Annotated in this window: 29 protein-coding genes; 14 read left to right on the forward strand and 15 right to left on the reverse strand. The window is 50.9% G+C overall.

Going from position 1 to position 25,811, the window contains the following annotated elements; translation table 11 throughout:
• Both pgk and OXG10_08050 read left to right on the forward strand, forming a co-directional pair.
• On the forward strand, positions 1 to 360 hold a 360-nt coding region (gene pgk / locus OXG10_08045; GenBank protein ID MCY3827306.1), incomplete at its 5' end, for a phosphoglycerate kinase.
• A 56-nt stretch (positions 361 to 416) separates the two neighbouring features.
• Entirely contained in the window at positions 417 to 1,490 is a 1,074-nt protein-coding gene (locus OXG10_08050; GenBank protein ID MCY3827307.1) for a class I fructose-bisphosphate aldolase, read from the forward strand.
• A gap of 14 nt (positions 1,491 to 1,504) precedes the next feature.
• Here the strand turns inward: OXG10_08050 and OXG10_08055 are convergent, their stop codons facing one another.
• From OXG10_08055 to OXG10_08065, 3 genes are all read right to left on the reverse strand, one after another.
• Entirely contained in the window at positions 1,505 to 2,548 is a 1,044-nt protein-coding gene (locus OXG10_08055; protein ID MCY3827308.1) for an LLM class flavin-dependent oxidoreductase, read from the reverse strand.
• Positions 2,549 to 2,550: 2 nt separating this feature from the next.
• Entirely contained in the window at positions 2,551 to 3,570 is a 1,020-nt protein-coding gene (gene fbp / locus OXG10_08060; protein MCY3827309.1) for a class 1 fructose-bisphosphatase, read from the reverse strand.
• Positions 3,571 to 3,898: 328 nt separating this feature from the next.
• The gene (locus OXG10_08065; GenBank protein MCY3827310.1) at positions 3,899 to 4,435 is read right to left on the reverse strand and encodes a CvpA family protein; all 537 of its coding nucleotides are present in this window, start codon (positions 4,433 to 4,435) and stop codon (positions 3,899 to 3,901) included.
• Positions 4,436 to 4,662: 227 nt separating this feature from the next.
• Between OXG10_08065 and OXG10_08070 the strand changes: the two genes are divergently transcribed.
• Complete coding sequence (locus tag OXG10_08070; protein MCY3827311.1) at positions 4,663 to 4,893, forward strand: hypothetical protein; 231 nt, start codon at positions 4,663 to 4,665, stop codon at positions 4,891 to 4,893.
• A 38-nt stretch (positions 4,894 to 4,931) separates the two neighbouring features.
• Here the strand turns inward: OXG10_08070 and OXG10_08075 are convergent, their stop codons facing one another.
• Positions 4,932 to 5,342 carry a hypothetical protein gene (locus tag OXG10_08075; GenBank protein MCY3827312.1) on the reverse strand — a complete coding sequence of 137 codons (411 nt, stop codon included), beginning with the start codon at positions 5,340 to 5,342 and terminating at the stop codon, positions 4,932 to 4,934.
• A gap of 214 nt (positions 5,343 to 5,556) precedes the next feature.
• Between OXG10_08075 and OXG10_08080 the strand changes: the two genes are divergently transcribed.
• Positions 5,557 to 6,030, forward strand: coding sequence for a hypothetical protein (locus tag OXG10_08080; protein ID MCY3827313.1), 474 nt, complete (start codon positions 5,557 to 5,559; stop codon positions 6,028 to 6,030).
• Between the two features lie 65 nt (positions 6,031 to 6,095).
• Here OXG10_08080 and OXG10_08085 read toward each other — a convergent pair whose 3' ends face one another.
• Both OXG10_08085 and OXG10_08090 read right to left on the reverse strand, forming a co-directional pair.
• A complete protein-coding gene (locus OXG10_08085) occupies positions 6,096 to 7,070 on the reverse strand; it encodes an IS1595 family transposase (GenBank protein MCY3827314.1) in 975 nt (324 codons plus the stop codon).
• Between the two features lie 192 nt (positions 7,071 to 7,262).
• Positions 7,263 to 7,823, reverse strand: a complete 561-nt coding sequence (locus OXG10_08090; GenBank protein MCY3827315.1) for a hypothetical protein — start codon at positions 7,821 to 7,823, stop codon at positions 7,263 to 7,265.
• A gap of 179 nt (positions 7,824 to 8,002) precedes the next feature.
• Between OXG10_08090 and OXG10_08095 the strand changes: the two genes are divergently transcribed.
• The gene (locus OXG10_08095) at positions 8,003 to 8,986 is read left to right on the forward strand and encodes a polyprenyl synthetase family protein (protein ID MCY3827316.1); all 984 of its coding nucleotides are present in this window, start codon (positions 8,003 to 8,005) and stop codon (positions 8,984 to 8,986) included.
• On the opposite strand, the gene rimI is transcribed toward OXG10_08095, so the two are convergent.
• The 4 genes from rimI to OXG10_08115 are packed head-to-tail and all read right to left on the reverse strand — an operon-like array spanning position 8,962 to position 14,496.
• The gene (rimI, locus tag OXG10_08100; protein MCY3827317.1) at positions 8,962 to 9,435 is read right to left on the reverse strand and encodes a ribosomal protein S18-alanine N-acetyltransferase; all 474 of its coding nucleotides are present in this window, start codon (positions 9,433 to 9,435) and stop codon (positions 8,962 to 8,964) included. The genes OXG10_08095 and rimI overlap by 25 nt on opposite strands.
• Positions 9,432 to 10,457, reverse strand: a complete 1,026-nt coding sequence (gene meaB, locus OXG10_08105) for a methylmalonyl Co-A mutase-associated GTPase MeaB (GenBank protein MCY3827318.1) — start codon at positions 10,455 to 10,457, stop codon at positions 9,432 to 9,434. Before meaB ends, rimI begins: the two co-directional genes overlap by 4 nt.
• Positions 10,454 to 12,592, reverse strand: coding sequence for a methylmalonyl-CoA mutase (gene scpA, locus OXG10_08110; protein ID MCY3827319.1), 2,139 nt, complete (start codon positions 12,590 to 12,592; stop codon positions 10,454 to 10,456). Before scpA ends, meaB begins: the two co-directional genes overlap by 4 nt.
• Positions 12,589 to 14,496 carry a methylmalonyl-CoA mutase family protein gene (locus tag OXG10_08115; protein ID MCY3827320.1) on the reverse strand — a complete coding sequence of 636 codons (1,908 nt, stop codon included), beginning with the start codon at positions 14,494 to 14,496 and terminating at the stop codon, positions 12,589 to 12,591. Before OXG10_08115 ends, scpA begins: the two co-directional genes overlap by 4 nt.
• Positions 14,497 to 14,663: 167 nt before the next feature.
• Here OXG10_08115 and queC point away from each other — a divergent pair, with 167 nt between their 5' ends.
• The 3 genes from queC to OXG10_08130 all read left to right on the forward strand — a co-directional run bounded on the left by queC (position 14,664) and on the right by OXG10_08130 (position 16,975).
• The gene (gene queC / locus OXG10_08120) at positions 14,664 to 15,338 is read left to right on the forward strand and encodes a 7-cyano-7-deazaguanine synthase QueC (GenBank protein MCY3827321.1); all 675 of its coding nucleotides are present in this window, start codon (positions 14,664 to 14,666) and stop codon (positions 15,336 to 15,338) included.
• A 5-nt stretch (positions 15,339 to 15,343) separates the two neighbouring features.
• Positions 15,344 to 15,985 (forward strand): radical SAM protein, encoded by a 642-nt coding sequence (locus OXG10_08125; protein MCY3827322.1) that lies wholly within the window; start codon positions 15,344 to 15,346, stop codon positions 15,983 to 15,985.
• A 123-nt stretch (positions 15,986 to 16,108) separates the two neighbouring features.
• A complete protein-coding gene (locus tag OXG10_08130) occupies positions 16,109 to 16,975 on the forward strand; it encodes a class I SAM-dependent methyltransferase (GenBank protein ID MCY3827323.1) in 867 nt (288 codons plus the stop codon).
• An 18-nt stretch (positions 16,976 to 16,993) separates the two neighbouring features.
• On the opposite strand, the gene OXG10_08135 is transcribed toward OXG10_08130, so the two are convergent.
• Positions 16,994 to 17,314: a DUF971 domain-containing protein gene (locus OXG10_08135; protein MCY3827324.1), complete on the reverse strand. Its 321-nt coding sequence runs from the start codon at positions 17,312 to 17,314 to the stop codon at positions 16,994 to 16,996.
• Between the two features lie 179 nt (positions 17,315 to 17,493).
• Here OXG10_08135 and OXG10_08140 point away from each other — a divergent pair, with 179 nt between their 5' ends.
• The 5 genes from OXG10_08140 to xseA all read left to right on the forward strand — a co-directional run bounded on the left by OXG10_08140 (position 17,494) and on the right by xseA (position 21,748).
• Positions 17,494 to 18,258 (forward strand): hypothetical protein, encoded by a 765-nt coding sequence (locus OXG10_08140; protein ID MCY3827325.1) that lies wholly within the window; start codon positions 17,494 to 17,496, stop codon positions 18,256 to 18,258.
• Between the two features lie 37 nt (positions 18,259 to 18,295).
• Positions 18,296 to 19,789, forward strand: a complete 1,494-nt coding sequence (locus OXG10_08145; protein MCY3827326.1) for an FAD-dependent thymidylate synthase — start codon at positions 18,296 to 18,298, stop codon at positions 19,787 to 19,789.
• Between the two features lie 21 nt (positions 19,790 to 19,810).
• Complete coding sequence (locus OXG10_08150; protein ID MCY3827327.1) at positions 19,811 to 20,029, forward strand: hypothetical protein; 219 nt, start codon at positions 19,811 to 19,813, stop codon at positions 20,027 to 20,029.
• Entirely contained in the window at positions 20,022 to 20,519 is a 498-nt protein-coding gene (locus tag OXG10_08155; GenBank protein ID MCY3827328.1) for a pentapeptide repeat-containing protein, read from the forward strand. The genes OXG10_08150 and OXG10_08155 overlap by 8 nt, the downstream gene beginning before the upstream one ends.
• A gap of 77 nt (positions 20,520 to 20,596) precedes the next feature.
• Positions 20,597 to 21,748, forward strand: coding sequence for an exodeoxyribonuclease VII large subunit (gene xseA, locus OXG10_08160; GenBank protein ID MCY3827329.1), 1,152 nt, complete (start codon positions 20,597 to 20,599; stop codon positions 21,746 to 21,748).
• A gap of 3 nt (positions 21,749 to 21,751) precedes the next feature.
• Here the strand turns inward: xseA and OXG10_08165 are convergent, their stop codons facing one another.
• Complete coding sequence (locus OXG10_08165) at positions 21,752 to 22,747, reverse strand: AMP-binding protein (protein MCY3827330.1); 996 nt, start codon at positions 22,745 to 22,747, stop codon at positions 21,752 to 21,754.
• 87 nt (positions 22,748 to 22,834) lie between these two features.
• On the opposite strand from OXG10_08165, the gene OXG10_08170 reads away from it, so the two are divergent.
• Positions 22,835 to 24,190 carry a CCA tRNA nucleotidyltransferase gene (locus OXG10_08170; GenBank protein ID MCY3827331.1) on the forward strand — a complete coding sequence of 452 codons (1,356 nt, stop codon included), beginning with the start codon at positions 22,835 to 22,837 and terminating at the stop codon, positions 24,188 to 24,190.
• Between the two features lie 119 nt (positions 24,191 to 24,309).
• On the opposite strand, the gene OXG10_08175 is transcribed toward OXG10_08170, so the two are convergent.
• Genes OXG10_08175 through OXG10_08185 form a run of 3 tightly spaced genes read right to left on the reverse strand, consistent with a single transcriptional unit; the run spans position 24,310 to position 25,691 of the window.
• Positions 24,310 to 24,636 (reverse strand): ATP synthase F0 subunit C, encoded by a 327-nt coding sequence (locus OXG10_08175; protein MCY3827332.1) that lies wholly within the window; start codon positions 24,634 to 24,636, stop codon positions 24,310 to 24,312.
• Between the two features lie 21 nt (positions 24,637 to 24,657).
• Positions 24,658 to 25,347 (reverse strand): F0F1 ATP synthase subunit A, encoded by a 690-nt coding sequence (gene atpB, locus OXG10_08180; GenBank protein ID MCY3827333.1) that lies wholly within the window; start codon positions 25,345 to 25,347, stop codon positions 24,658 to 24,660.
• Positions 25,348 to 25,349: 2 nt separating this feature from the next.
• Entirely contained in the window at positions 25,350 to 25,691 is a 342-nt protein-coding gene (locus tag OXG10_08185) for a hypothetical protein (GenBank protein MCY3827334.1), read from the reverse strand.
• Positions 25,692 to 25,811 lie beyond the last annotated feature (120 nt).

A 25,811-nucleotide genomic window follows, 5' to 3' on the forward strand; every position in this document is an offset into this window, starting at 1 on the left:
GTAGTGGTTACAGGCGCAGAGATTCCCGACGACATGACGGCTTTTGACATAGGGCCGAAGACTGTAGAGAAATTCACCTCGCATATAAAAGGGGAAGGCACGGTTTTCTGGAACGGTCCCATGGGATTTTTCGAGGTGGACGATTTTTCAAACGGCACAAGCGCCATCGCCAGATCGTTTGCGCTTGCCACATGGAGGGGGGCCACCACGGTTCTCGGAGGAGGAGACAGCGTGGCGTCACTTAAAAAGTCCGGGGTCAAGTTCTCCGAAGCGACCCACGTGTCGACCGGGGGCGGGGCCTGTTTTGAATTTCTAGGCGGCGTAGACCTTCCGGGAATATCGATTCTCAGTGACAGCTAGGGCCCGATCAGGTATTTATTTCAGTAGGATCTTAAGATTTTTTCAAGGGAGAACCCATGGCCATAAAGGAACTCAAGAAAATCAGTGATATAGAGGCGGTGCTGGGAGAGGACTCGGAATACCTGCTCGGTCACAAGTGCACTACGATAAGCAAAAAAGATCTTTATCTTCCCGGCCCGGGCTACGTGGAGGAGGTGTTCGTGCAGAACGACCGGTCGCCCGCCGTGATAAGGAACCTGCAGACTATCCTTGACCACGGTCGCCTAGGGGGAACGGGATACATATCAATCCTGCCGGTGGACCAGGGAGTTGAGCACTCCGCGGGAGCGTCTTTTGCGGTGAATCCCATGTATTTCGATCCGGAGAACATAGTGAAGCTTGCCATGGAGGGGGGATGCAACGGCGTTGCCTCGACCGTGGGAGCGCTGGCTTCGGTCTCAAGAAAATACGCGCACAAGATTCCTTTTATAGCAAAGATCAATCACAATGAGCTTCTGAGCTACCCTAATACTTTTGACCAGATTCTTTTCGGAAACGTGGATCAGGCCTTTCAGATGGGGGCAGTGGCAATTGGGGCGACTGTATATTTCGGTTCCGAGGAAAGTTCCCGCCAGATCCAGGAAATATCGGAGGTTTTCAGCCACGCCCATTCCCTGGGACTTGCGACCATACTCTGGGCTTACCTGAGAAACCCGGCTTTCAAGCAGGACGAGGCCGATTACCATGTTTCGGCCGATCTCACGGGGCAGGCGAATCACCTCTCGGTGACCATAGGGGCAGATATAGTCAAGCAGAAGCTCCCGGAGAACAACGGAGGCTTTACGGCCCTCTCCTTCGGAAAGACCCACGATAGGGTTTATTCAGATCTTACCTCTGACCACCCCATAGACCTTACCCGCTACCAAGTCGCAAACTGCTACATGGGGAGGCTAGGACTGATAAATTCGGGAGGCGCCTCGGGTTCGGACGATCTTGCAGATGCGGTAAGAACCGCCATTGTAAACAAAAGGGCAGGGGGGATGGGGCTCATAAGCGGAAGAAAATCTTTCCAGAAACCCTTTAAGGAAGGGGTAGCGCTTCTAAAGAGTGTTCAGAACGTCTACCTGGAGCGGAAAATCACGATTGCCTGAGAAGTCTCGGGTTCCTACCTGAAGTGACTTATTACTTCTCCCGCAAGGGCATTGAAGGAGTATTCCAGGTCAGGGCTGAAATCCCTGATTATGAAGTGGGTGACTCCGGCTTCTATATATTCTTCGAACCTTTTTATCGCGTCGCCAGCCGTTCCGTATATAACGAAGTCGGACAGTATATCCCTCGTATAGTATTTTTCTCCCATTTGCCTGAATCTTGCTAGCATGTCCTGATCGTTGGGCATTATGCTCGTATAGGAAAGCCCCTTGTACTGCGGTTCTATTTCGAGGTCGTACCCGGCTTCCTCTATCACGTCGGGCCAGATTATAGCGTGCTTTATTCTGTCAAGGGTCTCGTAGGCGGTGTCCTTATCCTCGGCGACGGACACGAAAATATATATGCACTTCTCAAAGTTCTCTGCGGCGGCGTTCTCTCCCATGGCCTTCTCCACTTCGGCGAGTTTGCTCGAAAAAACCCATGTGGGCATCGCATTTGTTACCCATCCGTTTCCGAGCGCGCCTGCGACCCCTAGGGCCTTCGGTCCGGTCGCGGCTATGTATACGGGAACGTCCTTTCCGTTAACTGGAGGTACCCTTACTTCGGCTTCGCTGAGGGAGAAGAATTCCCCCTTGAAGCTTACCGTCTCCCCGGCCCAAAGCCGCCTCATAAGCGGCACGGATTCCCTAAGACGCGCAAGAGGCCTGTTCCAGCTTATGCCGTAGTAGTCAAGATTCATTTTTTCCCCGTACCCAAGGCAGCTGAACGCTCTTCCCCCGGAGAGGTTGTCTATGGTTGCGAGTCTGTGGGCGAACATCGCGGGGTGGGACCTGTGAGGGTCCCCTATGGCTCCAAGGCGGATTCTGTCCGTCTTTACCGCCGCTGCCGTGATTACCGACCATACTTCAGGAGTCAGTTTTTTCGCCATAAACAGTATGTGGTCTGGATACCACACGGCGTCGAAACCGGCCTCCTCGCAGCGGACGGCGAAGTCCACAAGTTCCGTAACCGGTTTTCCCGGAAGGGGGGCGGTAAGCCCGAAGCTTATTTTTTCACCCATTTTTACTCCTCCTCAGGTTCTTTGGGGTTCTTCAAAAAGTTGAGGAACTTACTTACCATGTTGTAGGAACCTATATATATGGGGGTTCTCTGGTGAAGTTCCGTCGGCTGAATGTCAAGAGTCCTCTCCGTTCCGCTTGACGACGCTCCTCCGGCCTGTTCCACGATGAAGGCCATCGGGTTGCACTCGTAGAGAAGCCTGAGTTTTCCGTCGGGAGAATCCGAAGTCCGCGGATAGAGAAATATTCCTCCCTTGAGCAGGTTCCTGTGTATGTCCGCTACCATGGACCCGACGTACCGAAGCGAAAGTCTGGAACTGCCGTCTCCGTCTCTGCAGTGATCGAGATACTCCTTTACCCTGTCGGGGAATTTTGAGTAGTTATAGTAGTTGACCGAGAAGATATTGCCGTGGCTCGGGATCTTTATGTTCGGATGGGAGAGGCAGAACTCTCCTATCGAGGGGTCAAGGGTAAACCCGTTTACTCCGTGGCCGGTAGTGTACACCAGCATGGTCGAAGAACCGTATATTATGTACCCGGCGGCCGTCTGGGCCTTGCCCGGCTGCAGAAAATCCTCCTTGAGACACGGGGAGAACATCTTTGACGTTCTTCTGTATACGGAAAATATGGTTCCAACCGATACGTTCACGTCTATGTTGGAGGATCCGTCGAGAGGGTCGATGGCTATGATGTATTTCGAGTTTCTCGAGTTCTCGTCGGAAAATGCTATAAAGTCCTCGTTCTCCTCAGACGCCACCCCCGCGCATTCTCCGCCATGTTCAAGCGCGGTCAGAAACTTCTCGTTCGCGTAGGAATCAAGCTTTCTTACCTCTTCCCCCTGGATGTTTACCTGTCCCGTCTTGCCAAGGATGTCCGCGACCAGCCCCGCTTTGTTCACTTCCCTGTGGACTATTTTCGCCGCGAACCCTATATCCCGAAGCAGTCTTGAGAGCTCCCCGGTGGAATAGGGGAATTCATACTGATTTCTTATGATGAATTCGTCAAGAGTAGTTATCGAGACCATGCTGCGAGTCGTTCTGGAGAAAAGCCATGCGCGAAACGTTCTTTTGATAAGAGTTTAACTGAATCGGCGGGGTTAATTAAGGGAGCGGAGTGTTATGCGATTAAAATATGTTGTGAATGCGGGATTCACAGGGATGACTTCTGGGCCCGGCGGGGTTATTTTTGGGAAGTTTGTATGATTGGATCTTCCAACAGGCGGGTCTCTTTTTATTGACGGTCAGAAACTCTTCCACGGCTTCAGAGAGGCTTTCGGCTATCGATACCCTAATTACGATGCGTGGTAGAGGTCGGTCAATGGCTCTTCAACTCTGATACGATTCATTCAGTGCTCACTCAGAGTTTGATTCCCGCTTTCCTTCCCGCAGTTCCTGGAGTTTTTCCAGACTCTCGTCAAGATCACCCGGCGCCTGTTCCCTGATAATGTGATATCCGGTGATGACCTTGGGAACCAGAACGGAATTCCTGAGGAAAGGAGCATCCTCATCCACAAACTGCTTGATCCCGGTTACTGCCAGGTAGCAGAGCAGCAGACCTATTATAAAGCCCATCGCACCGCCGAGGAGGTGATTGATCCATCCCATCTTGATCTTCTCCAGCAGGTCCGTCAGAAGATGGGAAAGATAGTATATGAGCATGTATGCAAGGCAGGCTACGACCAGAAATCCCAGGATGTCTGCGATTCTCGGTTCGGCGATAATATTTTTTTCAAGCAGAATAGCCCCAAGCGGCTTATAGAAGAAAAAGCCCAGTGCTGCTCCCCCTACTATGGAGGCGAGAGAGAAGACCTGTTTTATAAGGCCTGATCTGAGTCCTGCCCCGAAGGAGGCCAGGATCATTAACAAGAGTAAGATATCGAACAGGTTCAAAGCGGTTTACCTTTATGTTCTTGAGGACTGTTTTACGAAAAATTTTATTTAAAAAAAGGAAACTTACATCAGGTTAACGGTGGTGTCTAGTCTTTGACTTGTCGGTGCAAGGAGTCAATTAAGTTTTGGGAATTATAAAGATTACTTGACAGCCTCTCTTTAATCCCACTATAATCTTCCCTCATGGAATCCAACTGGGCAAATAAAACCATATGGGAGGTTACACAATGATAGAACCAAAAACCCTAGCGACGGTAGGTGTGTATTGTCTCAAAGAGGCAGTCTTACAAGAGCTCTCTAGAGAAAGGCTGTCAACAGTGGTTGAGGTTTCAAAGAAACTTGACCTTCCCTTACACGAATGCAGTTGTAAAAGAATAGTTAAAGCTGTTTTGCATCAATTAGAGAGTGAGGGAAAAGCAGAGAGGGATGGCCCTCAAAAATGGGGTTTAAACCAGTAAAAATTCTGGGGACTATATACAATGTTACCCAAGAACCTCTAAGGTAATCGTGATTTAGGATAGCAAATAGATTTCATTATCCGAAATCTTTTATGCTTATTATGCTCAATAAGCCCATAAGAGATTGTTTCTTTTTGATTTTTCTTTGTTTCATAGATTAATTTCCATAGCACGTCATACGCTTTGGTATAAGATGAATATTCGTATGGTTTGTAGTAACCGTCATGAACATATCCATACCATTCTTCAATACAATCAAAATATTCATTTTTTGTTTCGGGGTCAGCACCAAGGCCGCTCCAATGCATTGTTATTTCACCGTTTTCAAATGCCCAATCCCAACTTCTGGTTTCATCATTTTTATTGGTTTGGGCATGAGCACTCATGCCCATTAGGAATAAACAGACAAATAATATGAGTGGATACTTTATGGTGAGTTTTTGTTTCATTTATCTCTCCTTAAAAAGTCTTCAATTTCATCAAATATAATTACTTTTGAGAAAACGTTAAGCCAGCAAGTATATTCTTCCGAGAAATTATAAAAGATCTCCTTGATTTTTTTGTGTGTACAATTATTATCTTGATAACACCTTTTTCGTATTAGTGAGGCGATCGGAGCCTCTGTTTAAATGTCTGTGATTCGTGCTTATATTTATACGTATCATGGGTACTTTCATTGAAAACAATCCTACTATTGTTGTTGCTATTATTGTGGCGATTGCTGGGATTTTCTACTGGGCGGGTTCTCTCCGAGCAGATGTAAATACGCTCAAAAAATCGATAGAGGAAATCCGCACAGACATTAAAGAAATCCTTTCAAATCTTTCGCCAAATCCAACCACCGGAAGATCAAGCCCCTTAGAACTGACAGACTTGGGGAAAGATATTTCAAAAGAAATTCAAGCATTTCAGTGGGCAAAAGAAACAGCCCCCGCTCTTGTCAATGAAGTTGCAGACAAGCATCCCTATGAAATTCAAGAATTCTGTCTCGGGTATGTGAGAGGAAAGGTTTTGCCTGAAAGCATGGAAGAGAAAGTGAAAACATCCGCTTATAAACGCGGGTTGGATAAGGAGCAGGTATTAAGAGTTTTGGCGGTTGAGTTAAGAGACTGCCTTTTGAATGAGGATAAATCATGAAACCCGTAATCGACAGAGAACGAGACCTCAAGGGGGCAACCCCTGAAACCCTCGCCAAGGCCTTGTTAAGACCGAGCAAGGGAAGACAGGCCGTTGTCGGCGACAAGCTCCCTGTAAAGCAAGTTGCGACCCATAAGACCGGCGACCGTGGAACGCATTTGAAAAAGGGTTCCTGAATCCCTCGTGTTGTGCTTGCCGACAAATTCCTGAATGTACCGGTCAAGGTGCTTCGGGCTGATTTTGTGGAAGGTTCCTTTGTGTGCTCTTTTGAGCATACTCCAGAAGGACTCAATCCCGTTTGTGTGGGCTTGGAGTCTGACCCATTCACCGACACTGTGATTCACTGATTCGTGATTCGGAAGTCCCGAGTAACTTCTGTGATCATCAGTGTAAACCTTCGCTTCAGGGGATACGTTCTTCCTGATAAAGCCGTGTACAGTCTCCTTGTCCCTGCCAGATACCCGCTTCGCAACAACCTTGTTGGACTTCCTGTCCTTCATGCCGACTACAACATCTTTGCCGGAAGGCCCCTGCACATGACTTCTCTTGTCATTGTGCTTGTTTCTGTCTCGGCCACCCATGAAGGTTTCATCTACTTCCACGGGACCTCCGAAATCGTTGTTTCCTTCGCATTGCCACGCTTCCCGGATCCTGTGAAGCATGAACCACGCCGTGGGTTGGGATACGCCTATATCTCGGTGAAGTTTCATGCTGGATATGCTCATACGACTTGTAAGGCAAAGATACATAGCGATCGCCCACTTCTGAAGAGGGACGTTGGAACGGGCTATGGCGGTTCCGGTACGGACGCTAAAATAACTTCGGCAGTCCTTACACCAATAAGGCATAGGCTTAGCATTAGGAACTTCCTTGGTTTCCGTACTTCCGCACTTCCCGCAAAAGCGGTCGTCTCCCCAGATAATGGACTCGAACCAGCGGGTGGCGGTTTCCTCATCGGGAAACATTTCCAGTAGCTCTAACAGCGTGATTCCTTCTCTATGAGCTTTGCCCGGGGCTTTGAATGTCGCTTTGTCTTTCATGTTGTATCCTCTTGAAATCATGGTAAGATTATACATGAAAGAATTTAGTTTGTCAAGTAAGGTTTATAATCCCTAAGTTTTGGATTTTTCGCGATAGGATGGAACTATGAACCGGACAGAGTTACCGCAGAAGATATTGACGACGCAATTCGAGCAAGTATGTTACGCGCGAGGGTAGCGGGTTTATAAAAATCATGGCGCGAAAGTGTAGTCGAGGCTCAGAACGCCGGGCTCGCCCGAGTGCCGCGGATGCAGCAAGTGCCGCAGATGCAGCTGGATGATGGAACCTTTGTCTGTCCTGTAGGCTTCCTGATACAGCGTTTTGATAGGCGTCAGGTCAAAGACATAGCGATCTGTCGGATACGCCTCGCACGTGTCGTCGTTGGCGTCATGTGTCAGGGTGACGACGAGCTGGACGGGATCTGATTCCATGAAGCTGCCGTCCGTGACGAGGGTGAAATCGTGTATTTCACAGCCGCCGCTGTACGATACCGTGAGGGTCAGCGTGTCGTTTTCGATGACCGGTTCATGCTCGCCGTCTGTTTCGAGTTCATACGCATCGCTTTCCCGGAGTGCGATGTCTCTGTCCACATTGTTGATGACGACCGATCCGCTGAGCGTGCGGTCGTGCGTGTCAGCGGGAGGCGTGCTTGAGATGCTACCGTCCGGGTTATTGTCTGGCCCTTGTCCGCATGCTGTTGCGGACAGGAGCAGCAGACAGATAATGACCTTGCTTATTCTCTCCCAACACATGTCATTGATCTCCTTCAGAATGGCCGGTCGCCGCTAACCTAAACGGTTGTCGACCGCTGTCAAGGCATCTGAGAATCTGTGTAAGAACTGTAACTGATAAACTGATTGTCCAGTTCCCTGCTGCCTTGCTGTCGGCAGTCTTTGACTTGGCGGGTTCATTCATATAGTCTAAGCCTCCGATGGAGTTCTCAGAGATAATTGAGATAATTCACCCGAGCCTCGCCGAAACGGAGAGGAAAATCGATGAATTCATAAAGTCCGACGTTCCTCTGGTTTACGAAATAGCCAGGTATCTGCTTGGCGGAGGCGGAAAGAGAATACGGCCTTCCCTGGTTCTCCTCTCAAGCGCCGCTTGCGGGCTTACCGATGGGGAGGACCGGATCGCGGCCGCCGCGGGGATTGAACTTTTCCACGCTGGCACACTCTTTCACGACGATGTGGTTGATCAGGCGGAGTTCAGAAGGGGGAACGCCTCTTCCAATATGGTCTGGGGAAACAAACCCACCGTGCTCGTGGGGGATTTTATGCTGGCCCGGGGCCTTGAGCTTATATACAGCTGTGGCAGCATTGAACTCCTGAGAGTGGTTTCCAGGGCCTCATCGCGCCTTGCCGAGGGTCATGTGCTCGAGATTATGAGCGAAAGAAAGATGATCGAAATCTCGGAGGATTTCTGTTTTTCCGTGATTGACCACAAAACGGCGGCGCTCATTGAGTGCTCGACCGAGACCGGAGCGCTTCTGGCGGATACTTCAAACGGAGCGGTCAGGGCTCTTTCACGCTACGGGCGCAACATAGGAATAGCCTTTCAGCTTATAGACGACGCGCTTGACTACTGTTCTGAAGAGAACAAGTTCGGGAAAAAAACCGGACAGGACCTGGCTGAACGGAAGATGACCCTTCCGCTTTACTACTCAATTGAAAACGCCCCGGAAGACATGAGACGCAAGGTGATCGAAACGCTTGACAAGGAAGATGATCTCGATAGTTCCGAGGTAGCGGAGATATCTCAGCTAGTGGCCCACTACCGCGGGGTCGATTTGACTAGGCAGCGGGCAAAGGAGTTTGTGGTTGAAGCGAAAAAATCTCTGGACGAGATACCGAAGAACGATTATAAAGAATCCCTCGGTCGCCTCGCCGATTACGTGGCTGAGAGAAACTTCTGATAGTAGCTGTCAAGCGCAAGACCCATGACATAGGCGTCCCCCCTCCCCCTGCCATAGTAGTTCTTGCGTGTTCTAACAATCTCAAACCCGAGCTTCTCGTAAAGCGTGGTCGCCGGTGTGTTTGTCGTTCTTACCTCGAGAATAACCGAGAGAGCCCCCATTTTTTCATAAAAATTAAACGTGTCTGAGAGCAGTTCAATCGCTATTCCCTTTCTCCTGTGGCAAGACGCCACGGCGATCTTGAATACGTGAATTTCGTCGTAGATAAGGGTGGATATTGAGTAGCCTGCGACCTCTTCGTCGCTTCCGTTTATGGCTATATTGCAGAAGAACCCGGATTTCTTGATGTAATCTGCGAGCACCTGTTTCGGCCACGGGGAGATGAAGGACTCGTTTTCGATCTTCACGATCTCGTTTATGTATTTTGGTGAGAGGGCTTTAATGATCATTTTTCCTGTACCGACCGAGGTGGACTAAGCCTTTCAAAATAAAGATCGAGCAGATTCGCGGCTCCCGTGTAGGGATCCGTTTTTCCTTCCATTACTTCTTTTTCCACTTTGCCGAGTGTTTCTTTGATGAGGGAGTCCTCATAGAAGCTGTCCTCAAGATTCTGGATGAGTGCTTCATGCAGGCGGTATTTAGCCTGTTTTCTTCTTTTTTCCGTAAAGTATCCATTTTTTCTGCAGAGATCTTCATAGTCCATGACGCACTGCCAGATTTCACTTATTCCGTAACCCGTAACGGAGGAGCAGGCGTAAGCCTTGGGAACCCACCCGGATTCGGGCGGTCTGTGGAATCCCAGCGACTCTTCCATTTCCTGCTTCATAAGCTCCGCTTTTTTCTTGTTTCTCCCGTCCGCCTTGGTTATCAATACCGCGTCGGCGCGCTCGATTATTCCTTTTTTTATTCCCTGAATATCATCTCCCGCTCCGGTAATCATGAGCAGCATGAAAAAATCGACCATGGAGTGACAGGTAATTTCAGACTGCCCGACTCCCACCGTTTCTATAAAGATTGTGTCGAACCCTGCCGCCTCACAGAGAATCACAGCGTCGCTTGTCTTTTTTGCGACTCCCCCCAGAGAACCGGCCGACGGAGAGGGCCTTATATAAACGTTTTCATGCCGGGAAAGCTCCTGCATCCTGAGTTTGTCGCCCAAAACGCTTCCCCCGGTCTGGCTGCTCGTGGGATCGATTGCGAGCACCGCTATCTTTTTTCCGCACTCGCGGGCCAGATAGAGACCCAGAGATTCTATGAAGCTGCTCTTTCCAACTCCGGGTATACCCGTAATCCCCACCCTTATGGATTTTCCGGACCGCGGCAGACACCACGTGATTATTTCCCGTGCAAGCTTTTTATGCTCGGGCAGGGTGCTCTCCGCGAGGGTTATCGCCCTGCTAAGAGCGGGTATTTCTCCCTTGGCTATGCCTTGGCGGTAAGTTTCCGCTTCCGTTTTTTTGTTCGGGGTCATGTTCGGGTTTCTGTCAGGGGCACGAGTATGGCTTCGGCCGCTTCGGACAGCACGGTCCCCGGACCGAATATCTGAGAGACTCCGGCGTTCCTGAGATAGTCGTAATCGCGTTTGGGTATAACCCCCCCTGCGACCACCATTATGTCGTCGCCTCCCATCTCGTCGAGCTTTTTTATGAGTTCGGGGATGAGTGTCTTGTGACCGGCGGCCAGGCTGGATATTCCGATTATGTGGACATCGTTTTCAACTGCCTGTCTTGCCGCTTCTTCAGGGGTCTGAAAGAGCGGGCCTATGTCCACATCGAAACCGAGGTCGGCAAAACCCGTCGCTATTATCTTCGCTCCGCGGTCATGGCCGTCCTGGCCCATTTTTGCGACCAGTATTCTGGGTCTTCTCCCTTCTAGGCTGGCGAAACGGTCAGCAAGCTCCCTTGCCTTGGCAAATCCGGCGTCCTTCGAGATTTCCGATGAATATACTCCCGAGATCGTGCGCCATCCAGGCCTGTATCTTCCCCATGTCTCCTCGCACGCGTCCGATATTTCTCCGAGGGTGGCGTTTTCCCTTGCGGCCTCAACTGCCAGGGAGAGAAGGTTGCCTTGCTCCGTTTCTGCACATTCAGTGATTTTCCGAAGCGCGCGCTCAACCGCCCCGGAATCCCTTTTTTCTTTCAGTTTCTCCAGTCTTTTAATCTGGTTCTCCCTCACCTTGCGGTTATCCACTTCCAGTATATCGAATTCTTCCCGCGCGTCCGAATTATAACTGTTGACTCCTACTATTACGTCTTTTCCCGAGTCTATCCTCGCCTGTTTTCGTGCCGCCGCTTCCTCTATCCTCATCTTCGGCAAACCGGTCTCTATGGCTTTGGACATTCCTCCCAGCTCTTCTATTTCCATTATGAGTTCCCAGGCCCTTCTCGCCAAATTATGGGTAAGGTACTCGACATAGTAGGATCCCGCCCAGGGATCGATCAACCTGCATACATCTGTTTCTTTCTGAAGATAAAGCTGGGTGTTTCTCGCTATCCTGGCGGAAAAGTCGGTGGGAAGGGCGATTGCTTCATCCAGGGCGTTTGTGTGGAGTGACTGGGTGCCGCCGAGCACCGCGCTTAGTGCTTCAACGCATGTCCTCGTCACGTTGTTAAACGGATCCTGCTCCGTGAGGCTCCATCCCGAAGTCTGGCAGTGGGTTCTGAGCATGAGCGAAGCCGGTTTTTTGGGCTCAAAGGTCCTGACGATCTTGGCCCAGAGCATCCTCGCCGCCCTCATTTTTGCGATTTCCATGAAATGGTCCATGCCTATTCCCCAGAAAAAGGAAATTCTGGGAGCGAAATCGTCAATGTTGAGTCCCGCCTCGACTCCCGCCCTTAAATACTCAAGGCCGTCGGCGAGCGTGTAGGCAAGCTCTATGTCCGACGTGGCGCCCGCTTCTTCCATGTGGTAGCCGCTTACGCTTATCGAATTGAACTTCGGCATGTTCTGCGATGTGTATTCGAAAATGTCCGAGACTATTTTCATCGAGAATTCAGGCGGGTAAATGTAGGTGTTTCTTACCATGAACTCCTTGAGTATGTCGTTCTGGATCGTTCCGCTGAGTTTTTCCGGTCCCACTCCCTGCCGCTCCGCGACGACTATGTAGAAAGCCATGATCGGCAGAACCGCGCCGTTCATGGTCATGGAAACCGAGATCTGATCAAGGGGTATTCGATCGAGAAGAATCTCCATGTCGAGTACCGAATCTATTGCTACGCCTGCCTTTCCAACGTCTCCCGAAACTCTGGGATGGTCTGAGTCATATCCCCTGTGAGTGGGAAGATCGAAGGCTATTGAAAGTCCCTTCTGCCCCGCGGCCAGATTTCTTCTGTAGAAAGCGTTTGACTCCTCCGCAGTGGAGAATCCCGCGTACTGTCTGATGGTCCAGGGTCTCGTGATGTACATGGTCGGGTAGGGTCCGCGGAGGTAGGGCGGAATTCCGGAGACAAATCCCAGGTGTTCGGAATCGCTGAGGTCGTTTGGGACGTAAAACTCCTTTATGTCTATTTTCTCCGGTGATTCCCTTGCGATACCTCCGCTCGCACGTGCGTTGCTGCTGCCGTTCGAACCGAAGCCGAGATTTATTTTCGAAAAATCAGGTCTCATGGTCCTGCCTCGTCTGAGAAAAGCAGCTGCTGGTATCGCTCAAGCATGTCGCGGACATCCGACTCCGCATTGATAAAATCATCTACACCTGCCTCGGCGAGCCTTTCCCGTTCGCCTTGTCCGCCGCCCGGAACGACAATTTTTATTTCCGCTCCCTTGTCCCTGAGTTTCATTGCGGCCTCCTCTGCAAACTGCTCGTAATCTTTGTCGGAACCGCAAATCCCTACCGCAAGCGGATTCTCGCGCAAGGCTGCCGCAATTCCCTCGTCAATGCCCGGATTGTCCGCTCCGTCGACTATTGAGAACCCCCCGCACCCGAAGAAATTCATCGAAAAAACCGATCTTGCGACTGTCTGCGGCGAATCGCTCAGGTGAAGCAGGAAAACTTTTGGCGCCTCGCCCGTTCTCTCCGCGTATTCTTCGCTTAGAAGCCTTATTCTCTCAAAAACTTGAGCTGCCCTTGATTCCGTAAGAGGCGCTACCGTCGGGGCCGAACCGTTTTTCTCTTTTTCCGCGGGCGGGGTTTTCCGGATGTCTCCCGCCATTTTTTCCAGCAGGTTGGGAAACTCGTTTGTTCCGACAAGCGTTTTTTTCCTCCGGGAGATGTCGCTCAGGGCTTTTTTTCTGCTGTCCTCGACCGCGTTCTGTATGAAGCCGCTTTTAAGGCACTCAAGGTAGCCGCCTTTTTTCTCTATTTCTTGGAACAGCTCGAGGGATTTCTGCGAAATGGACTGCGTCAGTTTCTCTATGTGGTAGGAACCACCTCCGGGGTCGGTCACCGCGTCGAGGTGGGATTCGTTTTTTGCCAGAAGCTGAATGTTCCTCGCCACTCTCCTTGATAATCCGTCGGGTTCTCTGTAGTGGGCGTCAAAGGGCTCCACGGTCAGGGAATCCGTCCCCCCGATTACGGACGCCATGGCTTCAAGCGCCGTCCGCAGTATGTTTGTGTGCGGGTCGTAAATAGTTTTGTTGAAGCCCGTGGTGCGGCAATGGATCCTCATTTTCGTGGATTCGGCGGAGGCGGGGCAAAACTGCTGGGCGACATTCGCCCAGAGTGCTCTTGCGGCGCGAAGCTTGGCAATTTCCGCAAAGTAGCTCGAGCCCGTGGAGAAGGAAAAAACAAGGTGGCGGCAGGTGCTGTCTGAATCAACGCCTTTTTGGCGGAGCATAACCAGATACTCGACGGCCGCGGCGACAGTGAAGGCGAGTTCTTGGCTTATAGTCGCGCCTGAGTCTTTAAACGTCGAGCTTTTCACCGAGAACGCCGCGTAGCCGGGCGCGGCGTCTGAGAGATACCCGATGGCTTTTGCGATTTTTTCCACATTCTCATCAAGCGGTGTTGCAGGGGATTCGTGTCCAAGCAGACGCGACAGAGGGTCGAAGAACATGACTCCGCTGAGTTCCTGCGTGTCGATTTCTTTTCTGGCGCAGGAGGAGACGAAAAGGGCGCAGGCTTTTTCCGGGTCCTCTCTCAAGGCGAAGTTTATGCCGATGCGCAGGGGGTCTATATCCTTTAGGAGAGTTTCGAGGTCCTTGCGCTTCATTTCCCCCTGCGGGATGAAGGTAAGAGAATCCGCTCCGCCCTCTATTGCCGCAAGCGCCGCGACTCTGGTCTCTTTCGGCGTGGTGAGCTTTACCTCTTCTGTAAGGAGCCAGCTGTTATCTTTTTCGCTGGTTCCCCGGACGAACGGAAATTCTCCCGGAAGCGGGGTTTCCCCCAGGAAAAGGTTCCTGGCTTCTTCTTCGGTGTAGAAGGGTTCAACCTCTATGCCGTCTTCGGTATGCCATACGAGATCTTTATAGGAAACCCTCTTTTCGGCTTCTTTTTTCCAGGTTTCCTTCGAGATGCTTGGAAAATCATCGAAAAGAAGGACCTGTTCATGTTCTTTTTCTGTCTTGCTCATGAAAGCGCCTTTGCTCCCCTAATTCTCGGGTGAATAAGTATATAATTTGGATTTGTTTCTGCCAACATGCTGAAACCATTTAAATTACCGTTTTCTCTGCCCGTTGTTCGGAGCGAGTCCGGTCGGAGCAATTGTCATTTGTTTTTTTCGACTTTAATATTAAGGGAGTGTCTGGAAAAGCGGTTGTCATGGTCTCTGGAGGCGTGGACAGTTCTACTCTCTGCTACAAGGCAGTTCGGGAAGGATACGAAGTCTTCCCTCTTACATTTATCTACGGACAGAAACACGAAAGAGAGGTCTGCTCCTCAGAAAATGTATGCCGGCATCTGGGGCTTTCTGCCAACATAATTGATCTTTCTTCCGTAAGGACTCTTTTCGGCGCCTCTGCGCTTACCGACCGGGACGTCGAGATTCCCAAGGTTTCCGCGACGGCGCGCAATTACGAGACCCTGTCGGCAACAGTCGTTCCGAACCGAAACGCCATCTTTCTCTCCCTTTCGGTTGCCTATTCACAGGGTATCGGCTGCGACGCTGTGTTCTACGGCGCGCATCATTCCGACAGGGGTGTGTATCCCGACTGCCGAGCGGAGTTCGTTTCGGCTTTCGAGAAAGCGGAGAGACTCGCGACTGATAACGAACGCCTCACCATAATTGCCCCGTTTATAGATATGGACAAGTCGGGGATAGTCAGACTCGGTGCGCGTCTCGGGGTTCCTTTCGAAGATACGTGGTCGTGCTACGTGGGTTCCCGTATGCACTGCGGCACCTGCAGTTCGTGCAGGGAGAGAAAAAGAGCCTTTATCGAAGCGGATGTGGATGATCCGACGGAATATGAGGCGTAACTGCGATGAAGGTAAGCGAAATTTTCTTTTCAATACAGGGTGAAGGAATCCATATTGGGCTGCCGACGGTCTTTCTCAGGCTTTTTGCCTGTGATCTCAGATGCAGTTGGTGCGACACTATGTACGCCGTGGAGGGGAATGACTTCCGGGAGATGGAAGCCAGCGAGGTCCTGAGCAAGGTTCTTGAATACGGATGCTCCCGCGTCTGCATAACCGGTGGGGAGCCGCTTATTCAGCGGGATGCCGTGGAAGAGGTAACGGAATTTCTGCTCGAGAGGGATTTTGTGGTAGTGCTTGAAACAAGCGGACACAAGAAGCCGCCCGGAATTTTTTCCCATCCCAATTCGGTCGTGAGCATGGACTGCAAGTGTCCCGGTTCGGGCATGGCCTCCAGGATGGATTTTTCGCTTTATGACGCCTTGGAGGAAAAGGATCAGCTCAAGTTCGTGATAGCGGATAGCGCGGACTACCAATACGCAAGGAGCGTTATGGCGAAGCGCCGCATAAGGGCTTCAATCATATTCCAGCCCGTTTACGGTACAAAAGCGGACTGGATAGCCGAGAGAGTCCTGCGCGACGGCATGGAGAATGTAAGAGTGCTTCCGCAGCTTCACAAAATATTCTGGGGAGAAAAAAGGGGATTCTGACCTCTTCCGTCGTTTTAAAACTTTCTCGGTTGGTTTTTTTTAATCTTGTTCTTGTTATTATGTTAGAATTCAGGGTATAAAGAGTAAGTCGTTCGGACGGGTCAAGAGCCGAGGAGAGAGATGATGGAAGAGCATATAGAAGATTACAATTACGAGCCTTTTGCCGATACCGAGGAGTACAGGAAGGTAAACGGCGATATGACCAGAAGCTGGATCCAGATAATGGTTGAAAGAGGGGTGGAGAGTCTCGACAGGTTCCTTGACGTCGCTACAGGCGCGGGCACCATGGCGCAGCTTTTTTTCGAAATGCTTCCCGCAAATCTGAAAGAGTCGGCGGTGTTCTGCCTTGATCAGTCGGCAGGTGCTCTTAAGCTTACCAAGCGCAGGCTTGAAAAAGAGATTGACAAGTTGACTCTTATCAATTCCTCAATACAGGAACTTGATCTGCCTCCGAAAAGTCTTGACGTGGCCATATGGGGCAACGGCATACATTACCTCGACGAAGAGGAGCAACTGAAGAGCCTCAAGGCGATCAAGAAAGCGCTTAAACCCGGGGGCTGGTTTTTTTTCAATACCTCTTTTTACGAAGGGGCAAGACCTGAGGAGACCATACCTTTCTACAGAACCCAGGTGAGAAACGCCGTCCAGTTCCTGAGAAAACAAGGAGTGAAAAGAGTAAAGATCGAGGGGAAAGCCGAAGCCGCGAAGTTTCACCCGCGCTCCTACTATGAAGAACTCGTGGGCAAGGTGGGATTTGACCTTGTTGACGCTCAGGAATTCGCCGCCGATCTTACGAAAGAGGCATGGGAGTACATAAGTTCTTTCCAGCAGTATGCCGCCGGCGCCCTTCACGGCTATCCGGATGAGGCAGTTTCCGATGCTATGAAAAACGCCGTTGAGCCGGCAATTCTTCTCCACGGGGAAGTGAATGAGGACGGGAACCACTTTGTTACCAGAAAGTGGCTTTCCATAAGCGCACGACGGGCGTGATTTTCCGCCGGGGGGACCTTATTCGCCCGGAACGCTGTTTTTCCTTAAGAAATCAAAGGTATAGAATCCGGTTTCACACCAGTTTTCGCCTATGAACCTTATGGCGTAATTCCCTACGTACTCTATCCTCTCCGGCATCATGCTGCTTTTTCCGAGGGGTATCCGTTTCTTAAACGGAAGTTTTCCGGTTCTGCTCTTTTTTCTGAGCCTCCTGCAGGTGGCGCAGGGACAGATCTCTCTGAGCTCGTCGTAAAAGAATATGCTTTCTTCACCGTTGTCCCAGACGATCTGAAGAGCTTTTTCGGTAAATTCGTTTATTTCCTTAGGTTTTATGCCCACGACACGGTATTTTACCCGCCAGCAGAACCGCAATCGATTTAATTGTGTTGAGGCGGGGTTTTTCCGACGGGTTTTGACGGGATGAAAGGAGCTTTTAGCCTCCTGAATTCGCCCGGTATCGAGCGGGCTGCGATCAATTTGCGGACAGTTAACGCAAGCGGTTATAATCAAAACTTGAAATGAGCGAGCAGGAACAGGATGCGCTCTCGGCAACGGTCAAGTGGATCCGGGAAGCCTCTCAGGTAGTTTTTCTGACGGGAGTTGAACTTTCTCTTGAAGTCGGACTGCCTGACGTTTCGGATCTGAGCTTCAATCCTGACATAGGGAAATTCAAGAATCGCCCGGAGGTAAGGAGGGAGTACTGGGAAAAGATAAAGGATTTTTATCCCAGAATCTCGGAAGCCAGACCCTCTCCCGCCCACGAAGCCATTTACGAGATGGAGTTTCTCTGCAACGTTGATTGCGTTCTTACCCAAGCGGCCGACGGCCTGCACAACAAAACCGGCAGCGAAAAAATAATAGAGATATACTCGACGATAAACTGGGTCCACTGCCATGAATGCGGAAACGATTACCGCACCGACGGGATTCTGCTTGGCCTTGAGGACAGCAAGACCGGCATTCCGAAATGCAAGGAATGCCAGAGCGATCAGATGAAACCTCCGCTGTCCTTCCCGGGACAGCCGCTTCCTCACTGGGAGATAAGGGAGTCCTGGATGAGGCTTCAGCACTGCGATCTTTTCATAATCGTCGGGGCGAATCTGGAGATCGAGCCCGTGGCTTCTTTTCCCTTCCAGGTCATGAACAAGGGGAACAAGGTGGTTATTATCGGCGAGAGGGAAACCCCGGCCGACGATTACGTAAGCGCCGTCATATACGGAAGTCCGAGCCGAGTCATGCCTTACATAGTTGATAAACTCAAGGAAACCCATACGGTCTCCTGAACCCCGGGAGCCATGGGAGGGGAGCGGGAGAGCAGTCTTGTCCACCGAGATAAAAATAGATGATGAAGACATCGCCCGTGAGATGGAGCGTTACGTTTCGAATCTCGACAGGGATGTCTACACCATAAGCAACATTCCCGAGGAAGTCGTTGCCGTCATCTTCGCCTACGTAAGCAGAAGCCCCAAAAGTTTCAGGGAAAACATAGACACCGTGATAAGGGAGCAGGAGATGGGGAGGGACAGGGCGGAGAAGTTCCACGAGAAGTGGGTTCTTAACTACGGCCACGCTTCTGTTGCCGAGCACGCGACCGTGCACATAGGCGTTGAGAGGGTTTCAAGGCTTTTCTCTTCCCTGCTTGAATGCGCAAACGAATTCCTCTCGTTTACCGAATACTCGCAGAGATACCAGAGACCGCGCAAAGGCGACAACTATATTCCCCAAGAGCTTGACTCGCGCCCAGCCCTTAAAAAAGAGTTCGAGGAGCTTTGCGATTTTCAGTACGAGGTTTACTCGAGACTCAACACCGAGCTCTTTGATTTTCTGAAAAAAAAGTTTCCCGTTCCCGAAGACAAGGAGGAAAGAGTCCACTTCAGGGCACTTGAGAAAATAGCGTTTGAGGACGCAAGGTACGCCCTTAATCTCTCAACGCTTACGAATCTCGGCATGACGGCAAACGCAAGAGCCATGGAGCAGACCATCTCCGCTCTTCTTTCAAGCCGCTACCTTGAGGCAAGAAACAGGGCCGAGGAGATAAAAAGCGAGGTCAGGTTCTCGGTTCCGACGCTTGTTAAGTACGCCGATGAGAACCCCTACATGGTCAGAACGCGAGAGGCGCTCGAGGAGTTCTCCCATAGTCTCGGCGACGCTGGAAAAAGCGCACCCGGTAACGGATCCTCGGTTACCCTTTTCGACTACACGGGGCGGGGAACGGAAAATCCCCAGGCCGAGGCTTTAAGGGAGATCGCAAGAGGGCTTCTTTTCGAATTCTCGGGGCTTTCTGTCGGAGACATAGAAAGGCACCTTTCCGAGAACACTCCGGAGCTCAGGAAGATTTTTCTGATGGCCGTCCAGGAACTCGGAAAGCACGACAACCCGGTGGGCATATTCAAATCGATTAACTACAACGCTGAGTTCGTCCTGAGCGAGGCGGCGTGGCATCAGCTGCTCAGGCACAGGAAAGTCAGCTGGACAGCAAAAGAGCCTTCCGTGGGGGAAGGCGTGACGGTTCCACCACATGTTACGGAATCGGGGACGGAGGAGCTTCTGCTCGAAGCCGTCGGGCGAAGCGAGCGGTTCTACGGGGAACTCGTTGACGCCGGTTTTCGCGACGTGGCGAGCTACGTTGTCACAAACGCCCACAACAGGAGAGTCTGCGGCAGCTTCGATCTCTGGGAGCTGTACCACCTGACGAACCTGCGGATGTCGGAGGGGGCGCAATGGGACATAAAGAACGTCATTGGGCAGCTTGCCCAGGAAATTGGCAAAGTGCACCCGGTCTTTGTTCGTTCCGCTTTGAAAAGGGTTAGCTAAGGAAGAAAAAGGGATAATCTGATGTCGCTTCAGCCTGTAAGAAGATGTGAAGAGTGCGGTTACGAGACCACGGCGAAAACGGATATATGCCTTTCCTGCGGAGAGAGGATGCGACGCAGGGTGAAAGGTGGGATCAGGGGACTTATTCGAAGCCTGGTACTTATAGCGGTTGCGATTTACATACTTTTGTCCGCGTTTAAGGTTTTCGGATTATCACTGGCGGTGAGATGCTGTGGCTGATTCTGAGCACGTCTCGAAGGTACAAGAGGGTACGGCCGCGTGGAACCGGTGGCGGGAGGAGGAGCCCGATGTTATCCCGGATCTTGGCTGGGCGAATCTTAACGGGATTAACCTTGACGGTGCCGTGTTTGCGAAGTCAGCTCTCAAGCTTGCTTTCTGCAAAGGGTGCAGCTTGGTAGGCGCGGATTTTTCCGAGGCGAACATGCGCGGAGTGAACCTTGAGGGTTGCGATCTTCGGGGCGCGGTATTCAGGGGCGCCAACCTTGAAGGGGCCCACATGCTGGGCGCTGACCTTACGGGTGCCGATTTCGCCGGAGCTAACCTCAAGCTTGCGAATTTCGACGGGGCGATTCTCAGGGATGCCAATCTTACCGGCGTGAGGAAATTGCGTGCATCCCAGTTGTTTCATCTCAAGGACCTTGGGAATCTCAAGGTTTCAGACGAAATCCTTGAAAAGGTGAAAACTCAGTCTCCGCATCTGTTTGAGTGACTTTCCCCTCATCTTTTAACTGTTTTCCGTTTCGTGTCTTGCCAACGTCTGCCCGACCGATTAATTTACGTTTAAGAATGGACAGGAAAATCTACAGCGTATCGGAACTCAATTCCTCGATAAAGGATGCGATTGAACTTGAGTTCGGCGGGGAGACGATATGGGTCGCAGGGGAGATTTCCGGTTTCAAGGGGCATTACGCAAGTGGCCACTGGTATTTCTCCCTGAAGGACAAGCAGAGCCAGATCTCCGCAGTCTGCTTCAGAGGTAGTAACCAGCAGATAAAGTTTGTACCGGAGAACGGGATGGACGTCATCTGCGCCGCGCGCGTTGGAGTTTATGAGAAAGACGGCAAGTACCAGTTGTACGTAAGCGCGATGGAGCCGAAGGGAGTGGGTGCCGACGCGCTCGCGCTTGAAAAACTCAAGCAGAAGCTTTTCGAAGAAGGACTTTTTGACGACTCGAAAAAACGCCCCCTTCCTTTTCTCTCCCGCAGAATAGGGGTAGTTACCTCTCCTTCGGGAGCTGCCGTGAGGGACTTTCTCAAAGTCGTATACAGGAGGTTTCCTAATGTTGAGGTTGTTATTTCCCCCGCAAGCGTTCAGGGAGATAGCGCCCCGGCCGAGATAACAAGAGCTCTTGATAGGCTCTACGGCATGGGTGACCTCGATCTTATAGTTGTAACTAGGGGAGGGGGATCGAAAGAGGATCTCAGGGCCTTTAACGACGAGGGGATTGCGAGAAAAATTGCTTCTTCCCCCTTTCCAGTGATCTCTGCCGTGGGTCACGAGGTGGACATGACTATAGCTGACCTGGTATCCGATGTGAGAGCAGCTACCCCTTCAGTAGCCGCGGAATTTGCCGTAAGGGAAAAAGGAGAAATCCTCGAAAACCTGGCACAACTTCGCCTTAGGTTAAGCCGTTCCCTCACGAACCGTGTCGATATGTTCTCCATGCAGCTTGACAGGCTCGCAGCTGGTTTCAGGCATCATATGACCTCGCGGATCGAGAACCTTGAACGACGCATCGAAAATTACTCCGGGAAACTTACCTCCCTGAACCCTTTCAGCGTTCTTGAGAGGGGGTACGCCATAGTCTCAAAAGAAGAAAGCGGAGAGATAGTGCAGGATTCCCGGACGCTTGAACTCAAGGAAAAACTGGTTTTAAGGCTGAGCAGGGGCAGGGCGTTTTGCAGCGTTGAGGGAACGGAGAAAGAACCGCAGGTCTGATCTTCAGGGAACGACCGAAAGACTGCTAAGCTTGACGACGGATATGTTCTGCGCAAGCAGCAGGTCCCTTGTTCTCTCTGGCGGCAGGGCATCTGTAAGCAGAAGCCTTATTCTTCCTCCGAGATCGCTTCTGAGATTTCCTCCCGAACCGTTTTCGCCCTGGAGACTGTTAACGACATTTTCGATCTCGGCACCCGGAAGAAAAAGCATAACCGGCATTATCTCGGGAACATCGAGGAAAAAGTCTTCGGTGCCTTCCGCAATGGCTCCCCTGGCTGAGGTCTGCAGGTTAAGCAAGTTGGCGAACTTGGAAAAAGAACCGCAGCCGGGAAGGTAGGAGAATGTCTGATCTTCGACTGAGATTTCTCCCAATTCCTCTTCTGAGAGGCGCAGGAGATCGAGTATGTCTCCATGGGAAAAGGTTTTGCTCTCGGCTGCAGTTGCCCCCGCGTCAAATATTACGGCCGGGGAGTCTTCTTTTACCGAGCTTCCAATTGCGCTTATTTCGTCCTTGAGCTTTTTCCTCGCGAGAAAGCCGAATTTTACGACGCTTGAGTAACTGACCGTTTTTCCCTCCACCGGGAGCTTTTCGTTTGCGCTTAGAAAAACCTTTTCTATTTTTTCTCCGAGCGTTGGGGTCTCGACGAGTTCTCGCGCCTCATCCGCGCTTGCGCAAAGAAAAAAGCAGCTTCCGGATGAGTTCACAAGGATTTCCCTTGCTTCCTTCATGTTCCTTGCGGGAAGACAGATTCCTCCCACCGCGAATACCGCCAGTTCGAAAAAAAGACACGCCAGTGTATTGGGTGAGAGAACAACAATTCTGCTCCCCGTTGAGAAGCCCGAATTCAGAAGAAAGCAGGCTATGCTTTCAACCTCGGTGACAAGATCGGGCCAGGTGATCTGTTTCCAGCTCCATCCGTCTTTTTTCTGAAACAGCAATCTTGAGCCGTTTTCCTTTGTCCTTCGTACGAGAAAATTGCGGAAGTTCCTTTCGTTCATTCTTGTCCGGACCGCCTTTGCGGATTGTGATTCGGGTAGAATTAAAAACTATAATTTAACCGTTTTGCAGGCCATGGTGGCGAATTTATGAAAAGGGAACTTGATTTCGAGAAGAAAAATTTCGCGGGGGCGCTTGAGATCGTAAAGACTCTCGGGGAGAAGGGATACGAGGCTTTCTTCGTGGGCGGCTGCGTGCGCGACGCCCTGCTCGGCGTTTCTTGCGACGAGATTGATATAGCGACAAGCGCGACTCCGGAGCAGGTGCAGGAGGCGTTTTCAAAAACCGTGGCGGTGGGGAAGAGCTTCGGCGTGGTGCTGGTGATAAAAGGAGACATGAAGTTCGAGGTTGCCACCTTCAGGAAGGAATCGAGTTACGGTGACGGAAGACATCCGGAACACGTCGATTACACGAAAAGTGCGGAAGAAGACGTCCGCAGAAGGGATTTTACGATAAACGGGATGCTCTACAATCCAGTTTCTGGGGAGCTCTACGATTACGTGGGTGGCATCGGGGACCTTGAGCGGAGGCTTGTCAGGACCATAGGAGATCCCGAGGAAAGGTTCGGTGAGGACAGGCTTAGAATGATTAGAGCGGTGCGGTTCGCTTCATGTCTTGATTTTGAGCTTGACGGAGAGGCCCTTTTGTCTATACGCAACGAGGCCGCCGCGATATCCGTTGTAAGCGGGGAGAGAATACGTGAAGAACTCGTCAAGATACTCACCCGCCGGAATCCGGGGAACGGACTCAGGCTTCTTAGCTCCAGCGGTCTTCTTGAACATTTTCTCCCGGAAGTCGAATGTATGCACGGAGTTCGCCAGCCCCCTCAGTTCCATCCCGAAGGAGACGTGTTTGAGCATACCTGCCTTATAATGGACATGCTCTACGGCAACACCGACGGTCTCTACTCGGAGGAGCTTGCCGTCGCCGCGCTTCTCCATGACGTTGGCAAGCCGCCTACTTACAGCGAGTCTGACAGGATAAGGTTCAATGGACACGACAGGGTAGGGGCCAGGATGTCTGAAGGCATCTGCAAGAGGCTAAGATTCTCCAAAAAGCAGATAAAGAGAATTTCCGAGCTTATCCTTGAGCATCTTAAGTTCAAGGATGTTTTCAACATGAGAGAAAGCACCCTTAAAAGATTTCTTGCCCTTCCGTATTTTGAGGAGCACATGCAAATGCATCTTGCTGACTGTATGGCAAGTCACGGACAAACCGACGCCTACGATTTCATCAGGGAAAAGATGGAAGAGTATGGAAGGGAGGAAATAAAACCCCCGCCGCTTCTCAGCGGACAGGATCTTATAGATCTCGGATATTCACCCGGCCCCGTTTTTTCGGAAATACTGGGAAAGGTGGAAGAATTCCAGCTTGAAAACAGACTTGTCTCGAAAGAGGAAGCTCTAGATTTCGTGCTGAAGAACTATCCCGATAACCGTGATTAGAGATTATCGTCGAGATTCCGGTTGCAACCCGTTGCACGGAACCGTACCGCGCAGCGGCAGATAATAAAACGGGGAATAACCTTCTTGCTGTGGTATTCCCCGTCTTTATCTTATGTGCGTCAGATTTTTCCCTGAAGCAGAAACGCTATCAGCAGGGCGTAGATTACCAGAGACTCGATAAGGGCGAGACCGATAATCATGGGCGTCTGGATCTTCGCGGAAGCGCCCGGGTTTCTGGCTATGCCGTCAACGGCAGAAGCCGTGGCGAGTCCCTGACCTACTCCCGCGACGCCTGCGGCTATACCTATGCCTACTCCGGCGCCGATGCCAAGTCCCATCTTCGCCAGCTCTCCTAAGCCCCCCTCAGTCGCGGCAAACGCGTCGGGAACAAAAGCACCGAACGAAGCCAGCGTCGCAAGACCTATAAAAGAAAACAACCTTTTCATTTCTTACCTCCTGAATTTATGTCAGTGTTCATGCGCTTCGGCAAGCGCGATATATATGGTCGAAAGTATAGTGAATATAAAAGCCTGCAAAAAAGATACGAAAATACCTAGTCCCACGAAAGCCATGGGAATCAGTATATGCGTGAGGTTGGTAAACACCCCGAGCACCATGTGGTCGCCTGTTATGTTCATGAAAAGCCTGAGGGATAGTGACAGAGGCCTTACCAGATGGCTTATAACCTCGATGATCAGCATAAGCGGCGCGAGGAAAATTACCGGGCCCAGAAAATGCCTGATGTAACCGAGCCCGTGCTCCCTTATTCCGTAGTAGTTGTACATGACGAATATGAGAAGCGAGCACGCTACGGTGGTGTTCAGATTTCCGGTCGGCGGAAGAAAACCCGGGATCATTCCCAGCAGGTTCGCAAACAGTATGAAGAAAAACGACCCGGCTAGAAGCGGGAAGTACTTCTTCGCCTTTTCACGGGATCCGAAAACGTTTTCGATCGTGTTGAAAAGGAACTCAAGCCCCACGAGTTCGAAGAAAATGTTCATCGACGGCTTCTCTTCGGGGATTACGGACTCTTCCCTAGAGTAATGCTTTGTCACCCTCAGGCCGACAAACAGTATGAACAGGAGTACCAGCACTCCGCCCAGAATATGGTCGTATTCTATGAGACCGGCAAGGGAAAACCAGCTGAAATGTTCCATGTCTAACCCTTCAGACCTTTACCTATTATTACTATCACCACGGAAGTCAAGCCTATCATTAAACCATATATATTCAGTTTTGCAAATACGAGCAGGACCGTTATTATCGCAAGCAGCGCGAGCATTTTTGCGACCAGTATGAACATGGAAAACGCAAGTGAATATCTTTTTTCCGCAAGCGCTTTTACGACGAATTTTATAGCTACGTAATCGAGCAGAAAAAGGACCCCCGCAACCGCTATGGCCACCGCCATTTCCCTTTCTCCGATGGCGATATTCACGACGAAAAGAAGCGCCGTTACGGCCAGGGACAGTTTCTCAACGCCGAAATCAAGGTTTTTCATCGTTTCCGTCTTTTCTTTCCTGCCTCAGTTTGAGTGTCCGTAAAAGCAGAGTCAGTCCCGCTATCACTCCGCACACAAGACCTAGCAGGGTAAAGAAGGGGAAAGAGGTGTCAAGTTTTT

The organism is Candidatus Dadabacteria bacterium (assembly GCA_026706695.1).
Lineage (GTDB): Bacteria > Desulfobacterota_D > UBA1144 > Nemesobacterales > Nemesobacteraceae > Nemesobacter.